We start from the raw sequence: 24,523 nt of genomic DNA, 5'->3' as shown, positions 1-24,523 counted from the left end.
TAGTCAGGATCGTCAACGGCGCATCCCCCTGCGGATCATGGCGTAGATGTTTGAGGTACCGGCGCCGCCAGATCCTCTAGAAGGCCCGCGGCAACGGAAAGCCTCGCCAGATTGAAGTCCGTCGATTCGCTGAGGACGAGGAGTTCGTTGACGAGGCGGTTCACCTGCTGGCGCTTGGCACCATACCAGGCTTCCAAAGGCTTCTTCTCCTTGGCATGCGAGGTAAGCGCCGAGCAGACGATATCCCGACGGGCTGACGACATCTGTGCCAGGTTCCGGTCAAGCGCCACGCTTTCGTAATGGTCCGACGGGCTGATCGCTTCGCCGAGCGAAAGCAGCCGGTCGATGCGGAAGGTGTCGGTGGCTGCGAAATAGGTCTGTGCGACGTGACCGAGGTCACAGCCTGTGCTTTCGGCAATCATCAGAAGTTCCGGCACGAGGACCAGGGTCGGCAGGCGGCTTACCTCTGCCGCGAGATCGGCGGGAACGCCTGCCGCTTCAAGCTCCATGGCGAGCTCGCGAAGGTCCGAGCCGAGGCCGAGGCCCGAGAGCGCACTCCTGAGCTTCTTGCTTCCCGCCCTAATAGCCTTGGTGCTGCTCTCGATCGATGCAGTACCGGTGTGGGTCCTCAACACCAGGCGCGTGGCGTCGGCGAAGATGTCGCCGATTCTGGCATAGAGGTCGTTCTGCGTCTCGCCGGATATCTTGCCATCAAGGCCGTCGGTCATTGACCAGAGATGCGGCAGCTCGAAGCCATCGCGCGCAATATAGGCTGCTTTCACGACGTCCGCCGGTGATGCCCCGGTGACGTCAATCATCGCCTGGACGAAGCCTGGCCCTCCTCGATTGATCACTTCGTTCGCCAACACGGTGGCGACGATCTCACGGTGCAGCCGATGCCCCTCAATGTCGGGTGCAAAGGATTTTTGCATCTTGGCGGGGAAGTAATTCTTCAGCACCTCGGCGAAGTAAGGGTCGTCCGGCAGGCTGCTGTCCAAGATCTCGTCGAACAGCGTGATCTTGGCGTAAGAAAGAAGTACTCCGATCTCTGGACGGGTCAATGGCTTGCCCGCCTGGTAACGCTCGGCGAGCTCGATGTCGCTCGGCAACGTCTCGACCGTACGGTTCAAGTGGCCCTGCGCCTCCAGAACCGACATGACCCGGGACAGTTCCTCACGGTTTGCAACGCCTTCCCGCTCCGTCAGCGAAATCGCGAGCGTCTGGAGATAGTTGTTGCGCAGAACGAGGGCGGCAACTTCGTCCGTCATCGACGAAAGAAGCTGGTTGCGCTTCTCGCGAGTAAGGCGGCCGGAGCGCATCGCTGAACTGAAGGCGATCTTGATGTTCACCTCAACGTCAGACGAATTGACGCCGGCCGAGTTATCAATGGCGTCCGAATTGAGACGCCCGCCTGTCAGCGCATAGGCGATGCGCCCCTTCTGGGTGACACCCAGATTGGCACCCTCGCCAATCACCTTGGCGCGCACGTCGGTGGCAATGACGCGGATCGGGTCGTTTGTCCGATCGCCAACCTCCGCATCAGTCTCAGACGCGGCCTTGATATAGGTCCCGATGCCACCGAACCAGAGAAGGTCGACCGGGCTCTTGAGGATTGCCGCCATGATTTCAAACGGCGTTGCCACGTCCTTGTCGATATCGATTGCAGCCATCGCTTGCGGCGTCAGTTTCACGGATTTTTCTGTGCGTGAGATAATCATTCCGCCTTCTGACATGCAGCTGCGGTCATAGTCCTTCCAGCTGGAACGCGGCAGGCCAAAGAGTCTCTCCCTTTCGGCAAAGGAACGGGCCGTGTCGGGATCCGGGTCGATGAAGATATCGCGATGGTCGAAGGCTGCCAGGAGGCGGATGTGCGGCGACAGCAGCATGCCGTTACCGAAGACGTCTCCGGACATGTCGCCGACGCCTGCGACAGTGAACGGCGTTGTCTGGATGTCGATGTCCATCTCGCGGAAGTGCCGCTTGACGGCTTCCCAGGCACCGCGCGCGGTGATGCCCATCTTCTTGTGATCATAGCCGGCGGAGCCGCCGGATGCGAAGGCATCATCGAGCCAGAAATCCGCCTCCTGAGCCAGAGCGTTGGCGGTGTCCGAGAAGGTGGCGGTACCTTTGTCGGCTGCGACGACGAAGTATGGGTCGTCGCCGTCGACGCGAAGCGTGTTCTCCGGTCCGACGACTTCACCGTCCACGATATTGTCCGTGATCGAGAGCAGGGTCCGGATGAAGGTCTTGTAGGCTTCCCTGCCCGCGACGAAGATCTCCTCACGCGAACCGACTTCCGGCAGAGCTTTCGGAACGAAGCCGCCCTTGGCGCCAACCGGCACGATCACCGCGTTCTTCACCTGCTGGGCCTTTACCAGGCCAAGCACCTCGGTGCGATAGTCCTCCGCACGGTCCGACCAGCGGAGACCGCCGCGTGCCACTTTGCCGAAGCGCAGATGGACGCCCTCGACTTCAGTGCCGTAGACGAAGATTTCGCGGAAGGGGCGCGGCTGGGGCAGGCCATCGAGGAGTTTCGGATCGAACTTGAAAGCAAGGTTGGCCCGTGGGAGGCCGACTTCGGTCCGCTGGAAGTAGTTGGTGCGAAGCGTGGCATCTACGGCGTTGATGTAGCGGCGGAATATCCGGTCGTCGTCGAGGCTCGGGACGCCAGCCAGTGCCTTCTCCAGCTCTTCGTGCCGGCCGGAAATCTTCTTTGCCCGGGCCTTGTCACCCAGCAACGGATCGAAGCTCTCCTGGAACAGGTGGAAGATGGCGCGCGATATGGCTGGATACCTGGCAAGGGTATCGGAGATCAGCGCCTGTGAATAAACGATGCCGGCCTGCCTCAGGTAGCGGGCATAGGCACGCAGAACCGTCGCTTCACGCGTGGTAAGGCCCGAGAGAAGGACGAGCCGGTTGAAGGAGTCGTTGTCGGCAAGGCCATTGAAGGCGGCCAGAAAGGCTTCTTGCAGCCGCGCTGCATCGTCTTCGAGCGTGAATGGCGACTGGTGTCGTAACTGGAGCTCCATGTCGTGCAGCACGACCGGATTCAGGTCCTGCCCTTCAACCTCGATGTCGAATGTCTGCTCGCTGACGACCCGGAAACCGAGGTTTTCCAGCAGCGGGACACGTCGCGACAGCGAGAGGTGTTCCGGCTGATGGAAGATTTTCAGGCGCAGCGTGTCTGCGGCGTCTTCCGGCCTTGTGTAGAGAGCGATCCGGATGGATTCGCCATTCGCGCAGGCGGTGATGTTTTGCAGGTCTGCATAGGCTTCCTCTGGTGCGAAGGCTTCCTGAAAGGCCTTGTTGACGGAGAGCTTGATCTGCTCGTCCGCGAGAGCCGCGAAACTCTGCTCCCACGGCGTGGAGATGGCGCGGATCGCTTCCTCAAGTTTCGCTTGGGGAATGCGCGGCGTGCGGCCGCCGCGACGACCGATGATGATGTGGACCCGGGCAACGCCGCCTTCGGGAAATGCCGGGTAATAGGCAGAGAGGTGGCCCTCATAGACCTGTGCCAGGTAATCGCTCACCTTCTCACGTACCTGCGAATTGTAATCCTCGCGCGGCACATAGACGATGACGGAGACGAAGCGGTCGAAGTGATCGATGCGAGGCAGCGCGCGCACGCGTGGGCGTTCGCTGAGCTCCATGATCTGCTCGCAGAAGCGCGCCAGCGTCGGGACCTCGATCTGGAAGAGGTCGTCGCGGGGGTATGACTCTAGCGTGTTGGCGAGCATGCGGCCCGAGTGACTGTTCGGGTCGAAGTCGAACTGTTCCTCCACCCGCTGTGTCTTCGCCCGCAGCAGCGGAATGTCGGTGACCGAGTGGGTGTAGGCTGTGGCGGTGAAGAGCCCGACTATGCGCAGCTCGCCCGTCACCTTCCCGTCAGCGTCGAAGCGCTTGATGCCGACATAATCCATGTAAGCACGGCGATGGACCACGGACTTCACGTTCGCCTTGGTGACGATGAGGAAATCCGGACCGTCGAGGAACTCGAGAATCTCGGGAGTCGTGGTCACTGCGTCCTTACCCTGGCGCAGGACCAGAACGTCCGGATCCGACAGGATGCCGAGACCCCTGCCTTTGCTGCGCTCTACCGTAGCGTTCGCCCCCTTGCCGGAATAGATGTATTCGCGCATGCCGAGGAAGGTAAAATTGTCGTCTCGCAGCCATTCGAGGAAGGCGAGCGCTTCGTCGCGGTCGCTCTTCCTCCTGCTGGCGGAGGTCCGAAGCTGGTCGGCCGCGCCTTGGAGGAGATCCAGCATCGGGCGCCAATCGGTGATCGCGAGATGCACCTGGTCAAGCACGTATTGGATGCGGGCTACTAGATTGTCGGCTTCGCTCGCCGAAAGCGGAGGTAGGTGGATCTGGATTAAGCTGACGTGATGAGACGGATCACCCGGATGATCACCAGTCCGCAGGACGGGCTCCTTCCCCGGCTCAAGGAGCAGGATCGGATGGACAGCGAGAGCGAGGTCCCGATGGTTTGCCGTCACCTCTCCCATAACGGAATCGAAGAGAAAAGGCATGTTGCGATCGATCACCGTCAGGACATGCACCGCCTGACCCTCTGGCTTGACGCCTTCCACGGGCTCCAGAGTCACCGAAGAGCGAATGCGCGTCCAGCTGTCGAGCCGTTCCCTGGCATACACCGCCGCGGCGGCCAGCATATCTGGAGCATAGTTTTCCAGGTCGTCGTTGCTTGCCCGGCCAAATAGGACTGACGGATCGAGGAATGGTTTGGAGTTCTGGGCTGCAATCTTCCGCGCGTTCTCGATCTGCTTGTCTCGCTTGGGGTTCTGCCTTGCCATGTCCATCTCCTGCTTCGGCGACAACATGATGTCGCCGTGATCGATCCGTCAACTGTCGCGTCATCAGGGAAATGCCTGACCCTAAGACCCGTTGCTTCAGCTATCCATATGGAGCAGGGTTATTGACAAGCGACCGTGAAAAAACCATCAAGCGAGCCGAAACGGAAACGCAGACATGGACACTCCCGGCGCCGTCATCGTCATCTCCAGTCACGTCGTTCGTGGCTCCGTTGGCAATCGCGCCGCTGTCTTCGCACTGGAGACGCTGGGGTTTCCGGTCTGGGCGCTGCCGACGGTCGTTCTGCCCTGGCATCCTGGTCACGGTCCCTCAACCCGCCTCACCTTCGCAGCCGACGAATTCGATAAAGTCATTGACGACCTGATCCACGCCCGATGGGGCGCAGAGGTGAAGGCGGTGCTGACCGGCTATTTCGGGAACGAGCGGCAGCCGAAGGCGGTGGCCGGATTGGTGAGGGCGCTCAAGGAGCGCAATCCGGATCTTCTTTATGTCTGCGATCCGGTGATGGGTGATCTGGGCGGCCTCTACGTCCCCCAGGCGACAGCCGAGGCCATCCGAGAAGAGCTCATACCGCTTGCCAATATCGCGACACCAAACCGCTACGAGCTTGCCTGGCTTGCCGGGAGCGAACTGGAAAGCAACACCGCGATCATGGAAGCCGCACTTGCGCTCGGACCGTCGCGGATGCTGGTGACCTCCGCCGTGCCTATGATGGCAGGGGGGACCGGCAATCTCTATCTCAGCGGGACGCACGCGCTGCTCGCCGAACACCGGCTGATCGACAATCCGCCCAACGGCTTGGGCGACCTGCTCTCGGCCCTCTTCCTGGCGCGATTGATGACCGGCGCTGATGAGGAGCGGGCGCTTCAGCTCGCGACCGCCAGCGTCTACGAAATTCTTGCCCGCACCGCAAAGCGCGGAAGCGACGAGCTTACGCTCGAGACCGATGCGAGCAGCCTGACAACACCGATGGCGATGGTGCAGATGCGCCGCCTCATACACCCGCTTCAGCGTGTGCGATGATAGACGACAGCTGGTCGACCGGTCAGTACGAGAACCCTAGGGAAAGAGTGAACCCATGCAACAGTTTCCAGAGCGCCTCCTGAACGGGTACAACAACTTCATGAGCGGCCGTTATACGGATGAGCGTGACCGCTACCGGAGCTTGGCGGAGGCAGGGCAGAGCCCGCACACGCTGGTCGTCGCCTGCTGTGACTCCCGCGCGGCGCCCGAGACGATCTTTGACTGCGGTCCCGGAGAACTATTCGTGGTCCGCAACGTGGCCAACATGGTTCCGCCCTATGAGCCGGACAACCAATATCACGCAACGTCGGCTGCAATCGAATTTGCGGTGCAGGCGCTGAAGATCGAAAACATCGTTGTCATGGGCCACGGCCGTTGCGGCGGCATCAAGGCAGCGCTGGATCCGAACATGGAGCCACTCTCGCCGGGTGATTTCATCGGGAAGTGGATGGGACTGGTTCGACCTGCTGCCGATCAGATACAGAGCAACGACCTGATGACGCAGAGCGAGCGACAGACGGCATTGGAGCGTGTATCCATCCGCAATTCGCTCAGCAACCTGCGCACGTTCCCTTACGTGCGCGCGCTGGAAGACCAAGGAAAGCTTCAGCTTCACGGCGCCTGGTTCGACATCTCAACTGGCGAGCTTTGGGTGATGGACGGGGCGACTGGCGACTTTGCCAGACCGTCCGATCGCAATCCGGCGGCGGCAGATTCCGAACCTGCCGCCTAGGAAACGCGGTGGACGGCTTAGCCGCCGTCGATTGCTGCACCAATATGGGCGATCGCCTGCTGGTAGACGGTGGCAGCATTCCAGCCTTGGATCGCACCATAGTTTGGTTCGCCCGGCTGATAACCAGCGCCGGCACGCCAGCCGTGGCCGACGAGGAAGTTGGCCGTAGATGCGAGGGCGTCCGCGCGTGATCGGACGAGATCAACGTGACCATCACCATCTCCATCGACGCCGTAGCGAACCACGTTTGCAGGAAGAAACTGCGTCTGGCCGATTTCACCGTGTGCCGCGCCCTTGTCGGACGGGCTCAAGTCGCCGCGTTGCACAAGGGTCAGCGCGGCGTAAAGCTGTTCGGTGAAGTAGTCTGAGCGACGGCAGTCATAGGCCAGTGTTGCGACCGCAGATAGTGTATTCTGGTTGCCGAGGAAGCTGCCAAAGCCGGTTTCCATGCCCCAGATTGCGAGCAGCGGACCGGCTGGTACCCCGTAGCGGCGTTCGATCGACGCCAACAACTGGCCATGGGTATTCTTCATCTTCTTGCCCCGCGCGATGATGGTGGCACCGCCGCGCTTTTCCATGAACTGATCGAAGGAAAGCTTGAAGCTCTTCTGGCCACGATCCGCGCGAATGGTATCGCGGTTATAGGAGACATTGGCAAACGCCCGCTCGACAACTTGCGGCGAGATACCGTTGGCAACTGCCTGCGGCTTGAACGCCTGCATCCAAGCATTGAATCCGCTGCTGTCATTGCCGCATTGCGCAGCCGCAACCGGTGCCGCCATGGAGGTGAGAGCCGCTACGAAGGTCGTGGCGCGCAGGGTTTTCAACATAGAACAATCCGCTTCCAATGGGCGCTACGCCCGGTTCTGGTTCAAATGAAGCTTTATGGGACTCGTATCAGGGGCTTCAACTCAGAGGGACTGAATTATTCGTGAGGAGAAGCGACCGACGCCATTGCTGGCGCCGGCTCAATCAACAAGATTCAGGCTGTCTGTCTGCGCGGCTTGATGAGGCCGCGGTTGAGCAGCAGTTCGGCGATCTGGATCGCGTTCAAGGCTGCTCCCTTGCGTAGGTTATCGGATACGACCCACAAGTTGAGGCCATTTTCGACAGTCGCATCTTCGCGGATGCGGGAGATGTAGGTCGCGTCCTCACCCGCGCATTCGATCGGCGTGATGTAACCACCGTTCTCATGTTTGTCGATGACGAGGCAGCCGGGCGCGTCACGCAAGATGTCGCGCGCCTGATCGGCAGTGATCTCATTCTCGAACTCTATGTTGACCGACTCTGAGTGACCGATAAATACGGGGACCCGGACTGCGGTGCAGGTCACACGGATCTTCGGGTCCAGCATCTTCTTCGTTTCGGCCAAGACCTTCCATTCTTCCTTCGTGTAGCCGTCTTCCATGAAGCTATCGATATGGGGGATCACGTTGAAGGCGATACGCTTGGTGAACTTCTTCGACTCTACCGGATCGGCCACGAAGACGGCGCGGGTCTGGGTGAAGAGCTCGTCCATGCCCTCCTTGCCGGCGCCAGATACAGATTGGTAGGTCGAGACGACGACGCGCTTGATCTTGGCAAAGTCGTGAAGCGGCTTCAGCGCCACAACCAGCTGCGCGGTGGAGCAGTTGGGATTGGCAATGATGTTCTTCTTGCGGAAGCCTTCGACCGCGTCTGGGTTCACTTCCGGAACTATGAGCGGAACCTCTTGATCGTACCGCCATGCAGAAGAGTTATCGATGACGACGCAGCCCTGGGCGCCGATCTTCGGCGACCACTTCTTCGAGGTCTCGCCGCCGGCCGACATTAAGCAGATATCTGTGTCGGAGAAGTCGTAGTTCTCGAGGTTGGAGACCTTCAAGGTTTTGTCACCGTAGGACACTTCCGTCCCCTGCGATCGGGCGGAGGCAAGTGCGACCACTTCTTCGGCAGGGAAATCGCGTTCGGCCAGAATGTTCAGCATTTCCCTGCCGACATTGCCGGTTGCTCCGACGACTGCAATCTTGAAACCCATGATCTTTTGCTCTCTTTCTGTCTCTCCTCGATCGTTGAGGGGGAAGCCCGCGGACAAACCGCAGTTTTCCTTGTCCCCGGCCTAACCGGGGAGAGAGCGGTGGGCCAGAGACGTCAGACGGTTTTCGTCGTCGTTTTGGCCGTGGTTTTGTTGGAGGCGGAAAAGCACCGGCTCAGCCCGGCAAGACCTGCCGGCTGGAAATCAGCAGCGATGTTGAACTCGCGGCGGTTCATAGGATGCTTTCCCGTTCGTCGGTGGTGTTTAGAAGATTCTGATTTGGAGTCAAGGCCGGTGCTTTGCGCTACCTACTTACGGTGATGAATCTGCCAAGGTTTGCCCTGCGGCGCCGCTCTTCCTCGGCGCCGCAGTCAGATCGCTCAAGCCGAAAGCGAGCCAAATTCCTTGAGGATGGCGTCGCCCATTTCGGCGGTTCCTACCTGCCTGCAGCCTTCGGCCATGATGTCGCCGGTGCGAATGCCCTGATCGAGCACATTGGCGATTGCCCTTTCCAAGCGATCGGCTTCCGCGACCATGTTGAAGGAATAGCGCAGGCACATGGCGAAGGAGGCGATCATTGCGATCGGGTTGGCAACACCGGTGCCGGCAATGTCCGGTGCCGAGCCGTGGACGGGCTCGTAGAGCGCCTTGCGCTTGCCGGTTTTTCCGTCCGGCGCCCCCAGTGAGGCCGACGGCAGCATTCCGAGCGAGCCGGTCAACATTGCTGCGACGTCGGAAAGCATATCCCCGAACAGGTTGTCCGTGACGATGACATCGAACTGCTTCGGCGCGCGGACAAGCTGCATGCCGCCGGCGTCGGCCAGCATGTGCTCGAGCTGTACGTCGGAGAAGGAGCGCTTGTGGGTTTCCGTCACCACTTGGTTCCAGAGAACCCCAGACTTCATCACGTTGCGCTTTTCCATCGAGCAGACGCGGTTCTTGCGGGTGCGCGCAAGCTCGAAGGCGACGCTGGCGATCCGCTCGATCTCGTAGGTATCGTAGACCTGGGTGTCGATGCCCCGCTTCTGGCCGTTGCCGAGGTCGATGATCTCCTTCGGCTCGCCGAAATAGACACCGCCGGTCAGTTCGCGAACGATAAGGATGTCGAGGCCCTCTACCAGCTCTGGCTTGAGAGAAGAGGCATTGGCGAGTGCCGGGTAGCAGATGGCTGGGCGCAGGTTGGCAAAAAGCTCGAGGTCCTTGCGCAGCCGCAGCAGGCCGGCTTCAGGACGTACTTCATAAGGAACGGCATCCCACTTCGGCCCGCCGACGGCACCAAACAACACGGCGTCCGCCGCCGTGGCCTTTGCCATGTCGGCTTCCGAGATCGCTTGGCCATGCGCGTCATAGGCGCAGCCGCCGACTAGGCCTTCGTCGGTCTCGAAGCCGGCATTCATCGTGCTGTTCATGTGGGCGATGATCTTGCGAACCTCAGCCATGGCCTCAGGGCCGATGCCGTCGCCGGGAAGCAGGAAGAGAGACTTGGTCATTCGGTATTTCCTCTCGGTGACAGGCTCACCCTCCGCACGATGTCGTGCCGTCTTAACCTCCTCCGAGCCTGCCGATAGGAGAAGGCCGATTGAGAACTTTCAGGATGAACCGGCGCCGATGCGAGCGGTGACCTCGATCTCCACCTTCATCTCGGGCGTGGTCAGGCCGCAGACGATCATCGTGGCGGCGGGCCGAATTTCAGAGAATGTTTCACCCAAAACGTCCACGATGGCATCATAGTCAGCCATGTCGGTGATGTAGTAACGGACGCGGAGCACGTCCTTCAGGCTGCTGCCGGCCTCTCGCAAGGCGTTGTCGATGGTGGCCAGGGCATTGCGGGTCTGATCCGCGACGTCCTCCGGCATTTCCATCCTGGCATAGTCATAGCCGGTGGTCCCGGAGACATAGACCATCTCGCGATCGACCACTGCACGCGAATACCCGATGCGCGTTTCAAATGGGGAGCCGGAGGAGATGCGCTGTACCATCGAGCGGCCGTTCAGAGCCAGGGCCGCTCGGCGCTGATCTTTTGCTCGAAGCTGCCGATCACGGCCTCGCTCTTCAGCGTGCTGGCGATATCATCGAGCCCTTCCAGCAGGATGTGGCGGCGCGCCGGGTCGATGTCGAAGGTGATGGAGCCGCCATCCGGACCGGTGATTTCCTGAGCCTCCAGGTCGACCGTCAGCACGGCGTTGGAGCCGCGCGAGGCATCATCCATCAGCTTGTCGAGATCGTCTTGGGCGACCACGATCGGCAGGATGCCGTTCTTGAAGCAGTTGTTGTAGAAGATATCGGCGAAGCTGGTGGAGATCACGCAGCGAATGCCGAAGTCCAGAAGTGCCCAGGGAGCGTGCTCGCGGGACGAGCCGCAGCCGAAGTTATCGCCGGCGACAAGGATCTTGGCATTGCGATAGGCAGGCTTGTTCAGCACGAAGTCCGGGTTTTCGGACCCGTCTTCCTGGTAGCGGGCTTCGGCAAAAAGTCCCTTGCCGAGACCGGTCCGCTTGATCGTCTTGAGGTAGTCCTTGGGAATGATCATGTCCGTGTCGACGTTGACAACCGGAAGCGGCGCTGCAACGCCGGTGAGCTTGGTGAACTTTTCCATGATCTGCCTCCGCTGGAGTTGTGCGGAAGCACTTAAAGCAAATCCCGACGAATTTGAAGGACCGTTTTGGCCCTGGGCGGTACGCTCAAGGCCGGAAACAGAGCCTTTCGGCGTAGCGCCGGATCAAAGATCGATGATCGTGCCGCGGCCGTCGTTCCAGACGCGCATCTCGTCCTTTCGCACCTTAGCCTGCACCGGGACCTGTTTCAGCTTAGCCGACAGAAGGCGGCCGGCCGCAAGTGCGCCGAGAACCCCGATGAAGGCAACAGTGAGCGAAGCCGTCAGCAACGCCGCCAGCGCAAAAAGCGCAAGGCCGGTGGTGAAGAAGAAGAACGAACGGATGTTTTGCATGGCACAACCCTTTCTGTGACACGAATGTGGTCCCTGCCGGTATGGCTTGCAAGGCTTTTCATGCTGTTGCGATATTGCGCCGCGCCGAAAACCTTGTCACAAAATCGCGATGACGACCGTAAGTTCCCCAACAAGCCATTCTGCCCGCATCCGCCGCTCCTGTCTCAGCGTCCCTGCCATCAATCAGCGGGCCCTAGACAAGACGCACGGTCTCGATTGCGACGTGGTCATTTTTGACCTCGAAGATTCGGTGTTCCCGGAGAAGAAAGGCGAGGCGCGGGACAATCTTCGGCGGTTGTTTCGGCAGACGCCGCTTCAGGGGAGAGAAGCAGTCATCCGCATCAACGCAAGCGGCTCCGAATTTCAAAAAGCGGATATCGAGCTGGTCCTGGAGCTTGCGCCGGATGCCGTGCTGCTTCCCAAGGTGGATGATCCAGAGGACATTCGAGAAGTTGCGGGTCTTCTTGCCGCAACGTCGCCGGACGTAAGGCTTTGGGCAATGATGGAGACGGCAGGGGGCGTGCTTAACGCTGCCGCGATCGCCAAGTCAGATCCACGGCTGGACTGCCTTGTGCTCGGCCTCAACGACCTGCGCAAGGACACTGGCGTGCCATCCGAGCATGGTCGGACCTATCTGGTGCCCTGGATCATGCAGGTGGTGCTGGCGGCTCGTGCCCATGGCCTTGATGTCATCGACAGTGTCTTCAACGACTTCCGTGATACAGACGGGTTTGCAGCCGAGTGCGCCCAAGGCCGCGCCATGGGATTTGACGGCAAGATGCTGATCCATCCGGCGCAGATCGAGGGCGCCAATCAGGCCTTTGGTCCCTCTGCCGAGGCAATTGCCGAAGCGAAGGCGATCATTACCGCTTTTGCCGATCCGGCAGCACACGATCTCAATGTGATTACCATGAACGGCCAGATGGTCGAGCGGCTTCACCTTGAACAGGCCGAGCGGCTTGTGGCAAAGGCACAGCAGATCTCTCTCAGAAAGACGATGGCATGAAAGTTTACCGCTTTATCACTGGCCCCGACGATTCCTCCTTCTGCCATCGCGTCACCGATGCCTTGAACAAGGGGTGGGAACTGCACGGCTCGCCGAGCCACAGCTTCAACGCTGCAGAGAACAAGATGTATTGCGGTCAGGCCGTGGTGAAGACGGTACACGGCAAGGATTACGATCCCAACATGAAACTCGGCGAGCAGTAAAGGGCGCAGAGCGGATCAGCGATCCGTCGCCTCTTCGGCGCTCGCCTCGATCCGCTCCATGTCATCATCGCTCAGGCCGAAGTGGTGGCCGATCTCGTGGATCAGCACATGGGTGATGATATCGCCCAGCGTTTCTTCGTTCTCGGCCCAGTAATCCAGGATCGGGCGGCGGTAGAGCCGGATGCGGTTCGGCAGCTCGCCTGTCTCCATGGAAAAGCGTTCGGAAATGCCGCGCCCTTCGAACAGGCCGAGCAGGTCGAATGGCGTTTCCAGGGCCATGTCCTCGAAGATCTCGTCGTCCGGGAAATCCTCGATCTCGATGGTCAGGTTGGTGGTCAGCGCCCGAAATTCTTCCGGCAAGTTGCCATAGGCTTCGATGGCCAACGATTCAAAGGCGCTGATGGTCGGCGCGTGGCGATCCCGCCAATCGTCGGTTTGGTCTATACGGGCCATAGATGCTCCTTGTTGGAGCTCATATAATCTATTTCCGGAAATTTTCGAGAGGATTCATAGAGCTCCAGAGGAAGCCGGCTCTTCTCTTAAAATGGCTGTTGACTCTTCTGGAGAGCTCTGGAATCCATTAGAACATAAAGTGAACATATCGGAATGGAGCTGACGCCATGGCCAAGCATGCCACGGCGCAGGAGAGACTTTTTGCCCTGCGTGAGACGATTGCCAAACTGGAAGGCAAGACCCCGACGCTGGTGAGCGAAGAGCCGCAGGGCGAGAGAATGGCTGCAACGGGAAAGGGCAGCCGGCGCATTGCGCTTGGAGTCGACGAGCTGGATGCTGCCCTGGAAGGGGGGCTTCCGCTGGACGGGATGACGGAAATCCGCACCTGTGCCATGCGCAACGCCGGTGCAGGCAGTGGGTTTGTTTTGGCCCTGGCAGCTCTGATCCAGCAACAGGCCAAGGCTCCCGCCCTTTTGTGGATCAGCGACAGGTTCTCCAATGTCGAGGCGGGCCTGCCCTATCCGATTGGGCTTGCTCAATATGGCCTCCAGGTCAGGCACTTCCTCCACGCGCTTCCCAAGAAGCTGGAGGATGCCTTATGGCTGGCGGAAACCGCTGCGGCGAGTGGTGCCCTGGCTGCGACCATTCTTGAGATCAGAGGAAACCCTTCCGCCTTCGGTCTGTCCGAAAGCCGGAGGCTCAGTCTGAGAGCAAAAGCGGCGAGGCGCCCGATTTTGCTTCTGCGGCATGCAAGCGAGGAGGAGGCCAGCAGCGCCGTCTTCCGTTTCCATGCCGAACCCGGACCCGCTGCCGAGCGGGTCCTTCCCAACGGGACCATGCTTGGCGGCAGCATAGGCTTCCCAGTTTTCCGTCTTACCCTGGAGAAGAGCCGCAACCCGGCTCCGCTCTCCTTTCTTCTGGAGTGGAATTCCCGTGACCGTCAATTTTGCCCTGCCCGACAACCAGAGCCGTCTCGCCTTGCCGGGGATGCAACAGCGCATTCTGGCCCTCGTCTTCCCGCATCTGCCGACGGATCGGATCGCGCGGCGGCTCTGGGGCGCCTCCTGGCGTTTGACCGGGCGTCCTGACCATCCGCCGCTGCTCTGTTCGGGCCGGCGCGACAACGGCATGCGTTTAACGGCGCTGGACGAAGTGGCGACCGAACTGGGATTGCGGCACGGGCAGGGTCTGGCCGAAGCGCGGGCCATGTATCCGGCCATCGATGTTGCCGAAGAGGATCCGACCGCCGACAGGGCGCTTCTGGAAGCGATCGCCGACTGGTGCGACCGTTATACGCCGCTGGTGGCACTCGATGGCAGCGACGGGTTGTTTCTCGACATCACCGGCTGCACGCATTTGTTCGGCGGGGAACAGGCCCTGCTCGACGACATTCTGCTGCGCCTGTTCCAGATGGGGTTTAAGGTTCAGGGAGCAATCTCCGGCTCGCCCGGTCTCTCCTGGGCCATCTGCCGTTTCGGCCACGGCGGCGTGATCGAGGATGGCGGGGGTGAGGAGGTGCTTGCGTCTCTCCCTGTCGCCTCCCTGCGCATTGGCGGAGAAACCATTGCAGCGTTGAACAAGCTCGGGCTCAAACAGGTGGGGGACCTGCTTTCGATGCCGCGCGCTGGCTTGGCGCGGCGCTTTGGCGGCCATCTCCTTCTCCGGCTCGATCAGGCACTCGGTCACGAGGAGGAGCCGATCTCGCCGCGCCGCCCCGTAGCCTTGCTTTCGATCGAAAGGAAGTTGGCTGAAGCCATCCAGGCGGAGGAGGAAATCCTGGAACTGGCGGCGCGCATGGCGCTTTCCTTGCGGGCCAGCCTGGAGGCGCGCGGTGTGGGCGGGCGGGTTTTTGAACTCGTGCTGTTCCGTGTGGACGGCCGCGTCTTTCGGATTTCTGCCGGCGCCTCCCGCCCTTTGCGGGATCCGCAGAAGATCGCCGGATTGTTTACCGAGCGGCTGAAGTCGGTTCATGACGAACTGGATGCAGGTTTCGGCTTCGAGCTTTTCCGGCTCAACGTGCTCCAGCATGATCTATGCGAGGCAAGCCAGGACAATCTTCTGGGAAAGGCGGAAGGTGAGGCGCCGCTGGCCGATCTCATCGATCGTGTTTCGGCAAGGCTGGGTGAAGACGTGCTCCAGGCATTCCAGCTCCGCGAAAGTCATATCCCGGAACGCGCAGTCTTCGCGCACCCAGCCCTGGGACATGAGGCGGAGACAGGAGGCAAACCATACCCGGCAGTCATGACGGAAAGAGAAAGGCCGCTGCGCCTCCTTGCACGGCCAGAGCCAGTGGAAGCCTTTGCCGCAATCGTCCCGGACGGACCGCCGAGCCGCTTCCGCTGGCGCCGCGTTCTTCACGATGTCGCGCGTGCGGAAGGGCCGGAGCGGATTTCGCCGGAATGGTGGCTGGATCAGGAAACCGCGCAGGAGCGGGATTATTTCCGCCTGGAAGTCGCCTCCGGCCATCGCTTCTGGGTGTACCGGCAAGGCCATTACAGTGCCGACTACCGACCCACCTGGCACATGCATGGGATCTTCGCGTGATGGCGGATGCTGCTTTCTTCGAGATTGGCGCCCGGACGAATTTTTCGTTTCTGGAGGGTGCTTCGAAGCCGGACGAGATGGTGCTGGCCGCTTCCTTGCTTGGGCTTTCCGGGCTTGGCATTGCAGACCGCAATTCGGTGGCCGGAGTGGTGCGTGCCCATGCCCATGTGCGGGATCTTGCCGAACGGCATCAGCGAGGAAAGGACGGGTATGAAGAGGAGAAGGATGTTCCTTCCCCTTGTCGTATGCAACCCGGTGCCCGACTCGTCTTCGCCGACGGAACCCCGGATGTCCTTGCCTATCCCATAAAGCGGAGGGGATGGGCCAATCTCTGCCGCCTCCTCAGCCGGGGAAACCTGCGGACGGAGAAGGGCGGCTGCATTCTGGAGGAATGGGATCTTCTGGAATGGGGGCAGGAGATGATGCTGGCCGTGACGCCCGATCCTGCCCGTGCTCCCGATGAAGCCTATCTGCAAAAACTCGGCGAGCTTCTGAAACTGCTTCGGGAGAAATTCGGAAGGGCGGTCTACCTGACGCTTTCTCCCAGCTATGACGGGCAGGACAGGTTCATTTTCGCCACTTTTGCGGCTGTTGCCGCGACGCACCACATCCCGCTTCTGGCCAGCAACCAACCCCTTTTTCATCTCCCGGAACGGCGGTCGCTATCGGATGTGGTGGTCGCAATCCGCGAGCACGTGCAGATCGCTGAGGCTGGCTTCAGGTTGGCGCCGAACGGGGAGCGGCACCTGAAAACAGGGCAGGAGATGAGCCGCCTTTTTGCAGATTTTCCGGAAGCCGTGACGAATACGGGAAAATTCTTTAGCCGGCTCCATTTTTCTCTGGACGAGCTGCAGCACAATTACCCGGATGAGAGCGTTCCCGGTGAGACGATGGCGCAGACGCTTGAGCGCCTGACTTGGGAGGGAGCGCGAGAGCGCTATGCTTCCGACGTGCCGGAAAAAGTTGCCCAACTGATCCGCTACGAACTCGATCTCATCCAGGAGATGCAGTACGAGCCCTATTTCCTCACGGTGCGCCACATCGTCTGGCATGCCCGCAACGAATTGAAAATCCTTTGCCAGGGGCGGGGGTCGGCTGCCAATTCGGCCGTCTGCTACTGTCTCGGCATCACGGAGGTCGATCCTGTCCATAGTACGCTCCTGTTCGAGCGCTTTATTTCCACCGAAAGAAACGAGCCGCCGGACATCGATGTGGATTTCGAGCACGAGCGGCGCGAAGAGATCATCCAGTACATCTATCGGCATTACGGCTTTCGCCATGCGGGGCTGACGGCGGCGGTGACCAGCTATCGCACTCGTATGGCCGGCCGTGAAGTGGCCAAGGCCTTCGGCCTGTCCGAAGATGTGCAGGCAGCGCTGGCAAGCACCGTCTGGGGATGGTCGGAAGAAGGCCTGTCGGAGCGGGAAGCAAAGGTGGCCGGCCTCGATCTTGCTCATCCCACGACCCAGAAGGTGATCGCTCACGCAAAGGAATTGATGGGCTTTCCCCGCCACCTCACCCAGCATGTCGGCGGCTTTCTCATCACGCGCGACCGGCTCGACGAAGTGGTGCCGATCATGAAGACCGCCATGCCCGGTCGCTACATGATCGAATGGGACAAGGATGATCTCGACACGCTGAAGCTCCTCAAGATCGATATTTTGGCGCTTGGTATGTTGAGCTGTATGAGACGCGCCCTGGCGCTCCTAGAGGATCATTACAAGCAGCCGGAAACGCTGGCGAGCCTGATGGCGAAGGGGGACGATCCGAACGTCTTCGACATGATCTGCCGTGCCGACACGATCGGCGTCTTCCAAATCGAAAGCCGGGCGCAGATGAGCATGCTGCCACGCCTGAAGCCGCGGCGCTTCTACGACCTCGTCATTGAGGTGGCGATCGTCCGGCCTGGCCCGATCCAGGGCAATATGGTGCACCCCTATCTGAAGCGAAGGGAGAAGGCGCTCAAGGGCGAGGAGATTCATTACGAGAAGCCGGAGCTGAAGGCTGTTCTGGAGCGGACGCTCGGCGTTCCGCTCTTCCAGGAACAGGTGATGCAGATTGCTATTACCGCGGCGGGATTCAAGCCATCCGAGGCCGACAAGCTGCGGCGGTCCATGGCGACCTTCAAGCGGTCGGGGCGGGTGGTGGAGTTCAAGAAGGCGCTCGTCTCCGGCATGGTCAGGAACAGCTACAGCCGGGAATTTGCCGAGCGCTGCTTCAGCCAGATCGAGGGCTTTGCGGAATACGGCTTTCCGGAAAGCCATGCCGCCTCCTTTGCCCTCCTGGTCTACACCTCCTGCTGGATCAAGACCTATTATCCCGACGTGTTCTGCGCCGCGATCTTGAACTCGCAACCCATGGGGTTCTATGCGCCGGCCCAGCTGGTGCGTGACGCAAGGGAGCATGGGGTCGAGGTCCGTCCGGTGGACGTCAATCTCTCAAGCTGGGACAGCAGCCTGGAAGAGGCGGAGTTTCGTCCGAGCCGCGTGGATCCGCGGCACCGGGAGATGCAGAGCGTCATCCGCAGCCGCCATGCGGTGCGGCTGGGGTTTCGCCAGATCAAGGGAATGGCGGAGAAGGAGGTGCTGGAGAAGCTGATCGCCAACAGGGGCGACGGCTATCGCTCCATCCATGACCTCTGGAGGCGGTCGGGTCTCGACCGGGGGGCTCTGGAGCGCCTGGCGGATGCGGATGCCTTCGGCTCCATCGGGCTCAGCCGCCGGCAGGCTCTTTGGGCGGTGCGGGGGCTTGATCAGGTGAAGCCTCAGAATAACCTGCCACTGTTCGAGGCGGCAGGAAACGCAGACTTGAGGCCGGAGCATCAGGTTGCGCTGCCGTTGATGCTTCCGGGAGAAGAGGTCATCGAGGACTACCGCCACCTCACCCTTTCCCTGAAGGCTCATCCAACCTCCTTCCTGCGCGAGGATTTTGCCCGCATGGGTGTGACGCGGAGCGTCGACCTTCTTTCGGTGCCGAACGGCCGCAAGGTCACCATCGCCGGGCTGGTCCTCGTGCGCCAACGCCCCGGCTCGGCAAGCGGCGTGATCTTCATGACGCTAGAAGACGAGACGGGAGTGGCGAACGCCATCGTCTGGCCGAAGGTCTTCGAGAAGTACCGACCGGTGGTGATGGGCGCACGCATGGTGAAGATCCGCGGCCAACTGCAGAGCGCGCATGGCGTCATCCATACGGTGGTGGAGCATATCGAGGATATTACGCCTATGCTGGGCCTGCTCCAGAAGGAAGTTCGCCGATTTGGCGCTCCCCGCCCGGGCGCCGACGAAGCATTGGGCTCAGGATGCGGCAGTTATCGCAAGAGGAAGGTGGAAGGAGAAATCAGACCCTCCGATCCGAGCGAGCCGCAGCTTGCGCTGGGTAGCCGACCGGAGGAGGTCATGCCGAAGGGGCGCAATTTCCAGTAAGCGTCAATGCGTGCCCGGCCTGCCCAAGGCACCATCACAAGGGTGTGCTAATAAAGCTCAGCATTTTTTCTTGACAGGAGCCGTCCTCTTTCGCAAAAAGCGGATGTTACTGGTCATGTTTGACGGGTTGACCGAGAATGCTAGTCTGCAGCTGCAATTACATCACCGACAAGGAAATCCGCGACGTCATCGTCGAGCTCCTGGATCAGGACTGCTGGCAGCTGATCGTTCCGGCGAAGGTCTACCACGCGATGAGCAAGCGCGGCCGTTGCTGTGGCTGCTTCCCCAACGTCGTCGACATCATCATCAAGACCACCGAGGAATATCACGCGCAGCGGCACTCGACGACCGCTGACGTTATCGATTATATGTCCCGCCTGAAACAGTTCCACGAGGAAAACAGGAGAGCGGACATTGAAAGGCGACAGCAGCGTCATCGAGCGGCTTAACGAGGCTTTGTTCCTCGAACTCGGCGCCGTCAACCAGTACTGGCTTCACTACCGTCTGCTATCGGACTGGGGCTATACCAAGCTCGCCAAGAAAGAGCGGGAAGAGTCGATCGAAGAAATGCATCATGCCGACCGGCTGATCGATCGCATCATCTTCCTCGAAGGCCATCCGAACCTGCAGACGCTGGCGCCGCTGCGTATCGGCCAGAACGTCAAGGAAGTTCTCGAGGCTGATCTTGCCGGCGAATACGATGCCCGAACAGCCTACAAAGCATCGCGTGACGTCTGTCATGCCGCAGGCGATTATGTTTCCATGAAGCTCTTCGAAGAACTGCTCGCAGACGAGGAAGGCCATATCGACTTCCTTGAGACCCAGCTAGAACTGCTCGGAAAGATCGGCGAGGAGCGCTACGGATTGCTGAACGCGGAATCCGCAGATTCTGCTGAGTGATTGAATTCTATGCTCCGGCGGCTTTACCGTCGGAGCACTCTCCTAAGGTGCAGAACGGGCAGCCCGCAGTCTTCCCGCACTGCCGCCCTTGGTCCTGACGTGTCTACCTCTCCTTCACCGACTGCATTGCCACCGACGTCGATGTGCTTGCGACGTGTGGCAGGCTCGAGATCTTCTCCCCCAGGACCTCCCGGTAACGTCGGATATTTGGCGTGCGAACCTTCAGCAGGTAGTCGAAGCGACCGGCGATCATGTGGCATTCCTCCACCTCGCGGATCTTGCTGACGGCCTTGTTGAACTCTGCAAGGGCCAACTCCCGCGTGTCGGACAGCGTGACTTCTGCGAAAGCGACGTGATCAAGGCCAAGCTTCTGTGGATTGAGAACGGCCCGAAAGCCTTCAATATAACCCTCATCGACAAGCCGCTTCAGGCGTGCAGCGCAAGGCGTTTTAGATAAGCCGATCCGGCTAGCAAGTTCCGTCACCGGCATACGCCCGTCAGCAGCGAGCAGCTCCAGGATCTTACGGTCGTATCCGTCAATTTGGCTGGTCTTCGGATCTTTCATAGGCATAACGTCCAGCAACAGCTCCATAAAAGGAGTTTTAAGCTGAGATAGGTTTAACAAAAAGTCCAGCGCGAGTGTGGCGGTGAAGTAAGCTATCTGCAACCAACACCGCTCCGGATTCCGACACATGATCAACTATCCAGAACCCGCCACGCCCGCTGCAGCGGCCCGTCCACCCTTTGCCGACTTCGCACCGCCAGCCCGGCCACAGAATTCGCTGCGCAAGCAGATCACGTCAGCCTATCGCCCGCCAGAGATCACCTGCGTCGAGTCCCTACTGGATGCAGCAACCCTACCAGAAGACATCCGCGGCAAAACGAAGGAGACGGCACGGACGCTCATCGAGGCACTTCGGGCAAAACATCGCGGTTCGGGCGTCGAGGGACTGGTTCACGAATACTCGCTTTCCAGTCAAGAAGGTGTGGCGCTGATGTGCCTGGCTGAGGCGCTGCTTCGAATTCCCGATGCAGCCACGCGTGACGCCCTAATACGCGACAAGATTGCCGACGGTGACTGGAAATCCCATCTGGGGGGCAACCGCTCCCTGTTCGTCAATGCCGCCACTTGGGGACTAGTGGTGACTGGCAAATTGACGTCGACGGTTAATGACCGGAGCCTTGCCGCCGCTCTGACGCGACTCCTTGCGCGGTGCGGGGAGCCGGTTATTCGTCGCGGCGTGGACCTGGCGATGCGGATGATGGGCGAGCAATTCGTCACAGGCGAGACCATAGACGAAGCGCTCAAGCGCGCACGGCCTCTGGAAGAGCGCGGCTTTCGCTATTCCTATGATATGTTGGGCGAGGCTGCGACCACCGCCGGTGACGCTGCACGCTATTATCGGGATTACGAGGCCGCTATTCATGCCATTGGCAAGGCTTCCGGCGGCCGCGGCGTTTATGAGGGGCCTGGCATCTCGATCAAGCTCTCGGCGCTTCATCCCCGTTACAGCCGTGCGCAAGCGGGCAGGGTCATGGAGGAGTTGCTTCCTAAGGTGAAGGCTCTCGCTTTGGTCGCCAAGTCCTATGATATCGGCCTCAATATCGATGCCGAAGAGGCGGACCGCCTGGAGCTGTCGCTCGATCTTCTGGAGGAGCTTTGTTTGGACCCGGCACTTGATGGCTGGGACGGGATCGGCTTTGTCGTCCAGGCTTACGGCAAGCGTTGCCCTTTGGTGCTCGATTTTATCATCGATCTTGCCCGCCGCTCGGGACACCGGATCATGGTTCGTCTGGTCAAGGGCGCTTACTGGGATGCCGAGATCAAGCGGGCACAGCTGGATGGGTTGGAGGATTACCCGATCTTCACCCGAAAAGTGCACACGGACGTCTCCTATATCGCCTGTGCCAAAAAGCTTCTGGCGGAAAGCGAGGTCGTGTTCCCGCAGTTTGCCACCCACAATGCGCAGACGCTTTCCACGATCTACCATCTGGCCGGGCCGGACTTCGAGGTCGGAAAGTACGAGTTTCAGTGCCTCCATGGGATGGGAGAGCCCCTCTATGACGAGGTCGTGGGTGAAAAAAAGCTGAATCGACCATGTCGGATTTATGCCCCCGTCGGCACACACGAAACGCTACTGGCCTATCTCGTTCGCCGGCTCCTCGAAAACGGTGCCAACTCCTCGTTCGTCAACCGGATCGCAGATCCCGCCGTTTCCGTAGAAGAGCTGATTGCAGATCCGGCAGATACCATTCGCGCCATGGCGGTACCGGGTTCGCGACATGAGCAGATCGCGCTACCACGCGATATCCTCGGGTCGGGTCGAGCCAACTCTGAAGGACTGGACCTTTCAGATGAACAGGTCCTTGCGCGATTGACGAACGAGTTGCAACGCAGCGCTGAAATCGATTGGACGGCGACGCCCATGATCGAGGGAGTGGTACCGGGCGGAAATGCACGACCGGTGTCCAATCCAGCCGATCACGCGGATATCGTTGGTCACGTGTCTGAGGCAACAGAGAACGAGGCACAGGCCGCCGCACGTGCGGCGAAGGAAACCGCTGGTGAATGGGGGGCGGTGCCACCAGTGGAGCGAGCCGCTCGTCTTGAGAGGGCGGCGGACCTGATGCAGGAGCGAATGCCAATCCTGCTCGGGTTGATCATGCGGGAGGCTGGTAAGTCGGCGCTCAATGCGATCGCGGAGGTGCGCGAGGCAGTCGACTTCCTGCGCTACTATGCTCAACAGGCGCGGCGTACGCTTGGACCAATGCACAAGCCGCTCGGGCCCATCGTCTGCATCAGTCCCTGGAATTTCCCGCTGGCCATCTTCACAGGACAGGTCGCGGCGGCCCTGGTGGGAGGAAACCCTGTTCTCGCAAAGCCTGCGGAAGAAACCCCGCTGATCGCGGCTGAGGCTGTGCGGATCCTTCATCAAGCAGGCATTCCACGTTCGGCGCTGCAATTCCTCCCCGGCGGAGGACGTATCGGTGCTGCGCTCGTCGCTGCGCCAGAGACTTACGGCGTCATGTTCACAGGCTCCACCGAGGTTGCACGGCTGATCCAGACGCAGCTCGCCGACCGGCTGCTGCCAAGCGGCAAGCCTATCCCCCTGATCGCGGAGACCGGGGGCCAGAACGCAATGATTGTCGACTCCTCTGCCCTGGCCGAGCAGGTGGTCGGCGATGTGATTGCTTCGGCCTTCGACAGCGCTGGACAGCGCTGCTCCGCATTACGGGTTCTTTGCCTACAGGAGGAGGTTGCAGACCGGACGCTTGGCATGCTGAAGGGCGCGTTGAAGGAGTTGGCCATCGGCCGTACCGACCGCCTTAGCGTTGACATCGGACCGGTCATCACGACCGAGGCAAAGGCCACCATCGTCGGGCATGTCGAAAAGATGCGCGCTCTGGGGCGGAGGGTCGACCAGACCGATCTGCCGGAGCACACGGTCACCGGCACATTCGTCCCGCCGACCATCATCGAGCTGCATTCGCTCAGGGATCTGGAGCGCGAGGTATTCGGGCCGATCCTGCACGTTATTCGCTATAGGCGTAATGAGCTAGATCGCCTTATCGACGACATCAACGCCACGGGTTACGGGCTGACTTTTGGTCTGCACACGCGCCTCGATGAGACCATTGCGCATGTGACGAGCCGCATTCGGGCGGGCAACCTTTATGTCAACCGCAACATCATTGGAGCCGTGGTCGGCGTCCAACCTTTCGGGGGGCGTGGGTTGTCAGGAACAGGACCCAAGGCCGGCGGACCGCTTTACCTTGGGCGCCTCGTAGAGACCGCGCCGGTGCCGCCGCAGCATAGCTCGGTTCATACCGATCCAGCTCTGCTCGACTTTGTGCGTTGGTTACAGGCGCGTGGGATGGCCGAGGAGGCGGAAGTAGCAGCGGCTATGGGCAGTACCTCGACGCTTGGGCTGGATCTTCAGCTTCCGGGGCCGGTCGGCGAGAGCAATCGCTACTCCCTACACCCACGGGGCCAGATCCTGCTCTTGCCGGCAACCGAGGCGGGGCTTCACCATCAGTTGGCAGCGGTGCTGGCCACCGGCAATACCGCTGTAATTGCTCCAGGACAGGCGCTAGGAGCTCCACTTCATGAGCTTCCGGCTTCCGTTGCCTCAAGGACCGCCTGGTCGTCGGACTGGGCTGCCGATGGACCCTATGCCGGCGCATTGATCGAGGGAGAGGAGGAGCGGGTTCGGGCAATGGCGCAGAAGATTGCGAATCTGCCGGGGCCTTTGGTGCTGATCCAGTCGGCGTCTACTCAAGACATAGCCCGACCGGACGCCTACTGCCTTAGCTGGCTGCTTGAGGAGGTATCCGTCTCCATCAACACCGCGGCAGCGGGTGGCAACGCAAGCCTGATGGCAATCGGATAAGCGTTCTTGACTTGCCATGGCTAGACATGCGTCTTTCATGACGTGTCCGGCTGCAGC

General features: G+C 60.5%; 19 protein-coding genes. 10 read left to right on the top strand and 9 right to left on the bottom strand.

Annotated features, from left to right (window positions below):
- Nucleotides 1-35: 35 nt before the first annotated feature.
- A complete protein-coding gene (locus tag LXM96_RS09075) occupies nt 36-4,811 on the bottom strand; it encodes an NAD-glutamate dehydrogenase (RefSeq protein ID WP_239998135.1) in 4,776 nt (1,591 codons plus the stop codon).
- 175 nt (nt 4,812-4,986) lie between these two features.
- Between LXM96_RS09075 and pdxY the strand changes: the two genes are divergently transcribed.
- Together pdxY and LXM96_RS09065 are read left to right on the top strand one after the other, a co-directional pair.
- Nucleotides 4,987-5,853: a pyridoxal kinase PdxY gene (gene pdxY, locus LXM96_RS09070; protein ID WP_239998134.1), complete on the top strand. Its 867-nt coding sequence runs from the start codon at nt 4,987-4,989 to the stop codon at nt 5,851-5,853.
- Between the two features lie 55 nt (nt 5,854-5,908).
- The gene (locus LXM96_RS09065) at nt 5,909-6,586 is read left to right on the top strand and encodes a carbonic anhydrase (protein WP_239998133.1); all 678 of its coding nucleotides are present in this window, start codon (nt 5,909-5,911) and stop codon (nt 6,584-6,586) included.
- 17 nt (nt 6,587-6,603) lie between these two features.
- Here LXM96_RS09065 and LXM96_RS09060 read toward each other — a convergent pair whose 3' ends face one another.
- From LXM96_RS09060 to LXM96_RS09035, 6 genes are all read right to left on the bottom strand, one after another.
- On the bottom strand, nt 6,604-7,416 hold the full coding sequence (locus tag LXM96_RS09060; protein ID WP_239998132.1) for a lytic murein transglycosylase: 813 nt from the start codon (nt 7,414-7,416) through the stop codon (nt 6,604-6,606).
- A 152-nt stretch (nt 7,417-7,568) separates the two neighbouring features.
- Nucleotides 7,569-8,603 carry an aspartate-semialdehyde dehydrogenase gene (locus LXM96_RS09055; RefSeq protein ID WP_239998131.1) on the bottom strand — a complete coding sequence of 345 codons (1,035 nt, stop codon included), beginning with the start codon at nt 8,601-8,603 and terminating at the stop codon, nt 7,569-7,571.
- Between the two features lie 377 nt (nt 8,604-8,980).
- The gene (gene leuB / locus LXM96_RS09050) at nt 8,981-10,090 is read right to left on the bottom strand and encodes a 3-isopropylmalate dehydrogenase (RefSeq protein WP_239998130.1); all 1,110 of its coding nucleotides are present in this window, start codon (nt 10,088-10,090) and stop codon (nt 8,981-8,983) included.
- 99 nt (nt 10,091-10,189) lie between these two features.
- A complete protein-coding gene (locus tag LXM96_RS09045) occupies nt 10,190-10,579 on the bottom strand; it encodes a RidA family protein (RefSeq protein WP_239998129.1) in 390 nt (129 codons plus the stop codon).
- Between the two features lie 11 nt (nt 10,580-10,590).
- Entirely contained in the window at nt 10,591-11,196 is a 606-nt protein-coding gene (gene leuD, locus LXM96_RS09040; RefSeq protein WP_239998128.1) for a 3-isopropylmalate dehydratase small subunit, read from the bottom strand.
- Between the two features lie 123 nt (nt 11,197-11,319).
- Nucleotides 11,320-11,547 carry a hypothetical protein gene (locus LXM96_RS09035; protein WP_239998127.1) on the bottom strand — a complete coding sequence of 76 codons (228 nt, stop codon included), beginning with the start codon at nt 11,545-11,547 and terminating at the stop codon, nt 11,320-11,322.
- Between the two features lie 109 nt (nt 11,548-11,656).
- Between LXM96_RS09035 and LXM96_RS09030 the strand changes: the two genes are divergently transcribed.
- Nucleotides 11,657-12,553: an HpcH/HpaI aldolase/citrate lyase family protein gene (locus LXM96_RS09030; protein ID WP_239998126.1), complete on the top strand. Its 897-nt coding sequence runs from the start codon at nt 11,657-11,659 to the stop codon at nt 12,551-12,553.
- A complete protein-coding gene (locus tag LXM96_RS09025; protein WP_239998125.1) occupies nt 12,550-12,756 on the top strand; it encodes a DUF1737 domain-containing protein in 207 nt (68 codons plus the stop codon). Before LXM96_RS09030 ends, LXM96_RS09025 begins: the two co-directional genes overlap by 4 nt.
- A gap of 15 nt (nt 12,757-12,771) precedes the next feature.
- On the opposite strand, the gene LXM96_RS09020 is transcribed toward LXM96_RS09025, so the two are convergent.
- Complete coding sequence (locus LXM96_RS09020; RefSeq protein ID WP_239998124.1) at nt 12,772-13,209, bottom strand: metallopeptidase family protein; 438 nt, start codon at nt 13,207-13,209, stop codon at nt 12,772-12,774.
- A gap of 167 nt (nt 13,210-13,376) precedes the next feature.
- On the opposite strand from LXM96_RS09020, the gene LXM96_RS09015 reads away from it, so the two are divergent.
- The 5 genes from LXM96_RS09015 (at nt 13,377) to bfr (ending at nt 20,075) form a co-directional block, all read left to right on the top strand.
- Complete coding sequence (locus tag LXM96_RS09015; protein ID WP_239998123.1) at nt 13,377-14,297, top strand: ImuA family protein; 921 nt, start codon at nt 13,377-13,379, stop codon at nt 14,295-14,297.
- A 40-nt stretch (nt 14,298-14,337) separates the two neighbouring features.
- Nucleotides 14,338-15,753 carry a Y-family DNA polymerase gene (locus tag LXM96_RS09010; protein WP_239998228.1) on the top strand — a complete coding sequence of 472 codons (1,416 nt, stop codon included), beginning with the start codon at nt 14,338-14,340 and terminating at the stop codon, nt 15,751-15,753.
- Nucleotides 15,753-19,175: an error-prone DNA polymerase gene (locus tag LXM96_RS09005; RefSeq protein ID WP_239998122.1), complete on the top strand. Its 3,423-nt coding sequence runs from the start codon at nt 15,753-15,755 to the stop codon at nt 19,173-19,175. Before LXM96_RS09010 ends, LXM96_RS09005 begins: the two co-directional genes overlap by 1 nt.
- Before the next feature lie 137 nt (nt 19,176-19,312).
- Nucleotides 19,313-19,624, top strand: coding sequence for a (2Fe-2S)-binding protein (locus LXM96_RS09000; protein ID WP_239998121.1), 312 nt, complete (start codon nt 19,313-19,315; stop codon nt 19,622-19,624).
- Entirely contained in the window at nt 19,590-20,075 is a 486-nt protein-coding gene (gene bfr, locus LXM96_RS08995) for a bacterioferritin (RefSeq protein WP_239998120.1), read from the top strand. The genes LXM96_RS09000 and bfr overlap by 35 nt, the downstream gene beginning before the upstream one ends.
- A gap of 103 nt (nt 20,076-20,178) precedes the next feature.
- On the opposite strand, the gene LXM96_RS08990 is transcribed toward bfr, so the two are convergent.
- On the bottom strand, nt 20,179-20,640 hold the full coding sequence (locus LXM96_RS08990; RefSeq protein ID WP_239998119.1) for an Lrp/AsnC family transcriptional regulator: 462 nt from the start codon (nt 20,638-20,640) through the stop codon (nt 20,179-20,181).
- Between the two features lie 127 nt (nt 20,641-20,767).
- Here LXM96_RS08990 and putA point away from each other — a divergent pair, with 127 nt between their 5' ends.
- Complete coding sequence (putA, locus tag LXM96_RS08985; protein WP_239998118.1) at nt 20,768-24,466, top strand: trifunctional transcriptional regulator/proline dehydrogenase/L-glutamate gamma-semialdehyde dehydrogenase; 3,699 nt, start codon at nt 20,768-20,770, stop codon at nt 24,464-24,466.
- Nucleotides 24,467-24,523 lie beyond the last annotated feature (57 nt).

The sequence above is a fragment of the Rhizobium halophilum genome (assembly GCF_021648825.1).
GTDB lineage: Bacteria > Pseudomonadota > Alphaproteobacteria > Rhizobiales > Rhizobiaceae > Neorhizobium > Neorhizobium halophilum.
This window is presented reverse-complemented; position numbering and strand designations above follow the sequence as displayed.

Coding starts and splice junctions, on each gene's coding strand:
- leuB (WP_239998130.1), bottom strand. CDS start 10,090: ATGACCAAGTCTCTCTTCCTGCTTCCCGGCGACGGCATCGGCCCTGAG.
- LXM96_RS09035 (WP_239998127.1), bottom strand. CDS start 11,547: ATGCAAAACATCCGTTCGTTCTTCTTCTTCACCACCGGCCTTGCGCTT.
- pdxY (WP_239998134.1), top strand. CDS start 4,987: ATGGACACTCCCGGCGCCGTCATCGTCATCTCCAGTCACGTCGTTCGT.
- LXM96_RS09030 (WP_239998126.1), top strand. CDS start 11,657: ATGACGACCGTAAGTTCCCCAACAAGCCATTCTGCCCGCATCCGCCGC.
- LXM96_RS08990 (WP_239998119.1), bottom strand. CDS start 20,640: ATGAAAGATCCGAAGACCAGCCAAATTGACGGATACGACCGTAAGATC.
- LXM96_RS09005 (WP_239998122.1), top strand. CDS start 15,753: ATGGCGGATGCTGCTTTCTTCGAGATTGGCGCCCGGACGAATTTTTCG.
- LXM96_RS09010 (WP_239998228.1), top strand. CDS start 14,338: ATGCGTTTAACGGCGCTGGACGAAGTGGCGACCGAACTGGGATTGCGG.
- LXM96_RS09015 (WP_239998123.1), top strand. CDS start 13,377: ATGGCCAAGCATGCCACGGCGCAGGAGAGACTTTTTGCCCTGCGTGAG.
- LXM96_RS09060 (WP_239998132.1), bottom strand. CDS start 7,416: ATGTTGAAAACCCTGCGCGCCACGACCTTCGTAGCGGCTCTCACCTCC.
- leuD (WP_239998128.1), bottom strand. CDS start 11,196: ATGGAAAAGTTCACCAAGCTCACCGGCGTTGCAGCGCCGCTTCCGGTT.
- LXM96_RS09055 (WP_239998131.1), bottom strand. CDS start 8,603: ATGGGTTTCAAGATTGCAGTCGTCGGAGCAACCGGCAATGTCGGCAGG.
- LXM96_RS09075 (WP_239998135.1), bottom strand. CDS start 4,811: ATGGCAAGGCAGAACCCCAAGCGAGACAAGCAGATCGAGAACGCGCGG.
- LXM96_RS09065 (WP_239998133.1), top strand. CDS start 5,909: ATGCAACAGTTTCCAGAGCGCCTCCTGAACGGGTACAACAACTTCATG.
- LXM96_RS09020 (WP_239998124.1), bottom strand. CDS start 13,209: ATGGCCCGTATAGACCAAACCGACGATTGGCGGGATCGCCACGCGCCG.
- LXM96_RS09000 (WP_239998121.1), top strand. CDS start 19,313: ATGCTAGTCTGCAGCTGCAATTACATCACCGACAAGGAAATCCGCGAC.
- putA (WP_239998118.1), top strand. CDS start 20,768: ATGATCAACTATCCAGAACCCGCCACGCCCGCTGCAGCGGCCCGTCCA.
- LXM96_RS09025 (WP_239998125.1), top strand. CDS start 12,550: ATGAAAGTTTACCGCTTTATCACTGGCCCCGACGATTCCTCCTTCTGC.
- LXM96_RS09045 (WP_239998129.1), bottom strand. CDS start 10,579: ATGGTACAGCGCATCTCCTCCGGCTCCCCATTTGAAACGCGCATCGGG.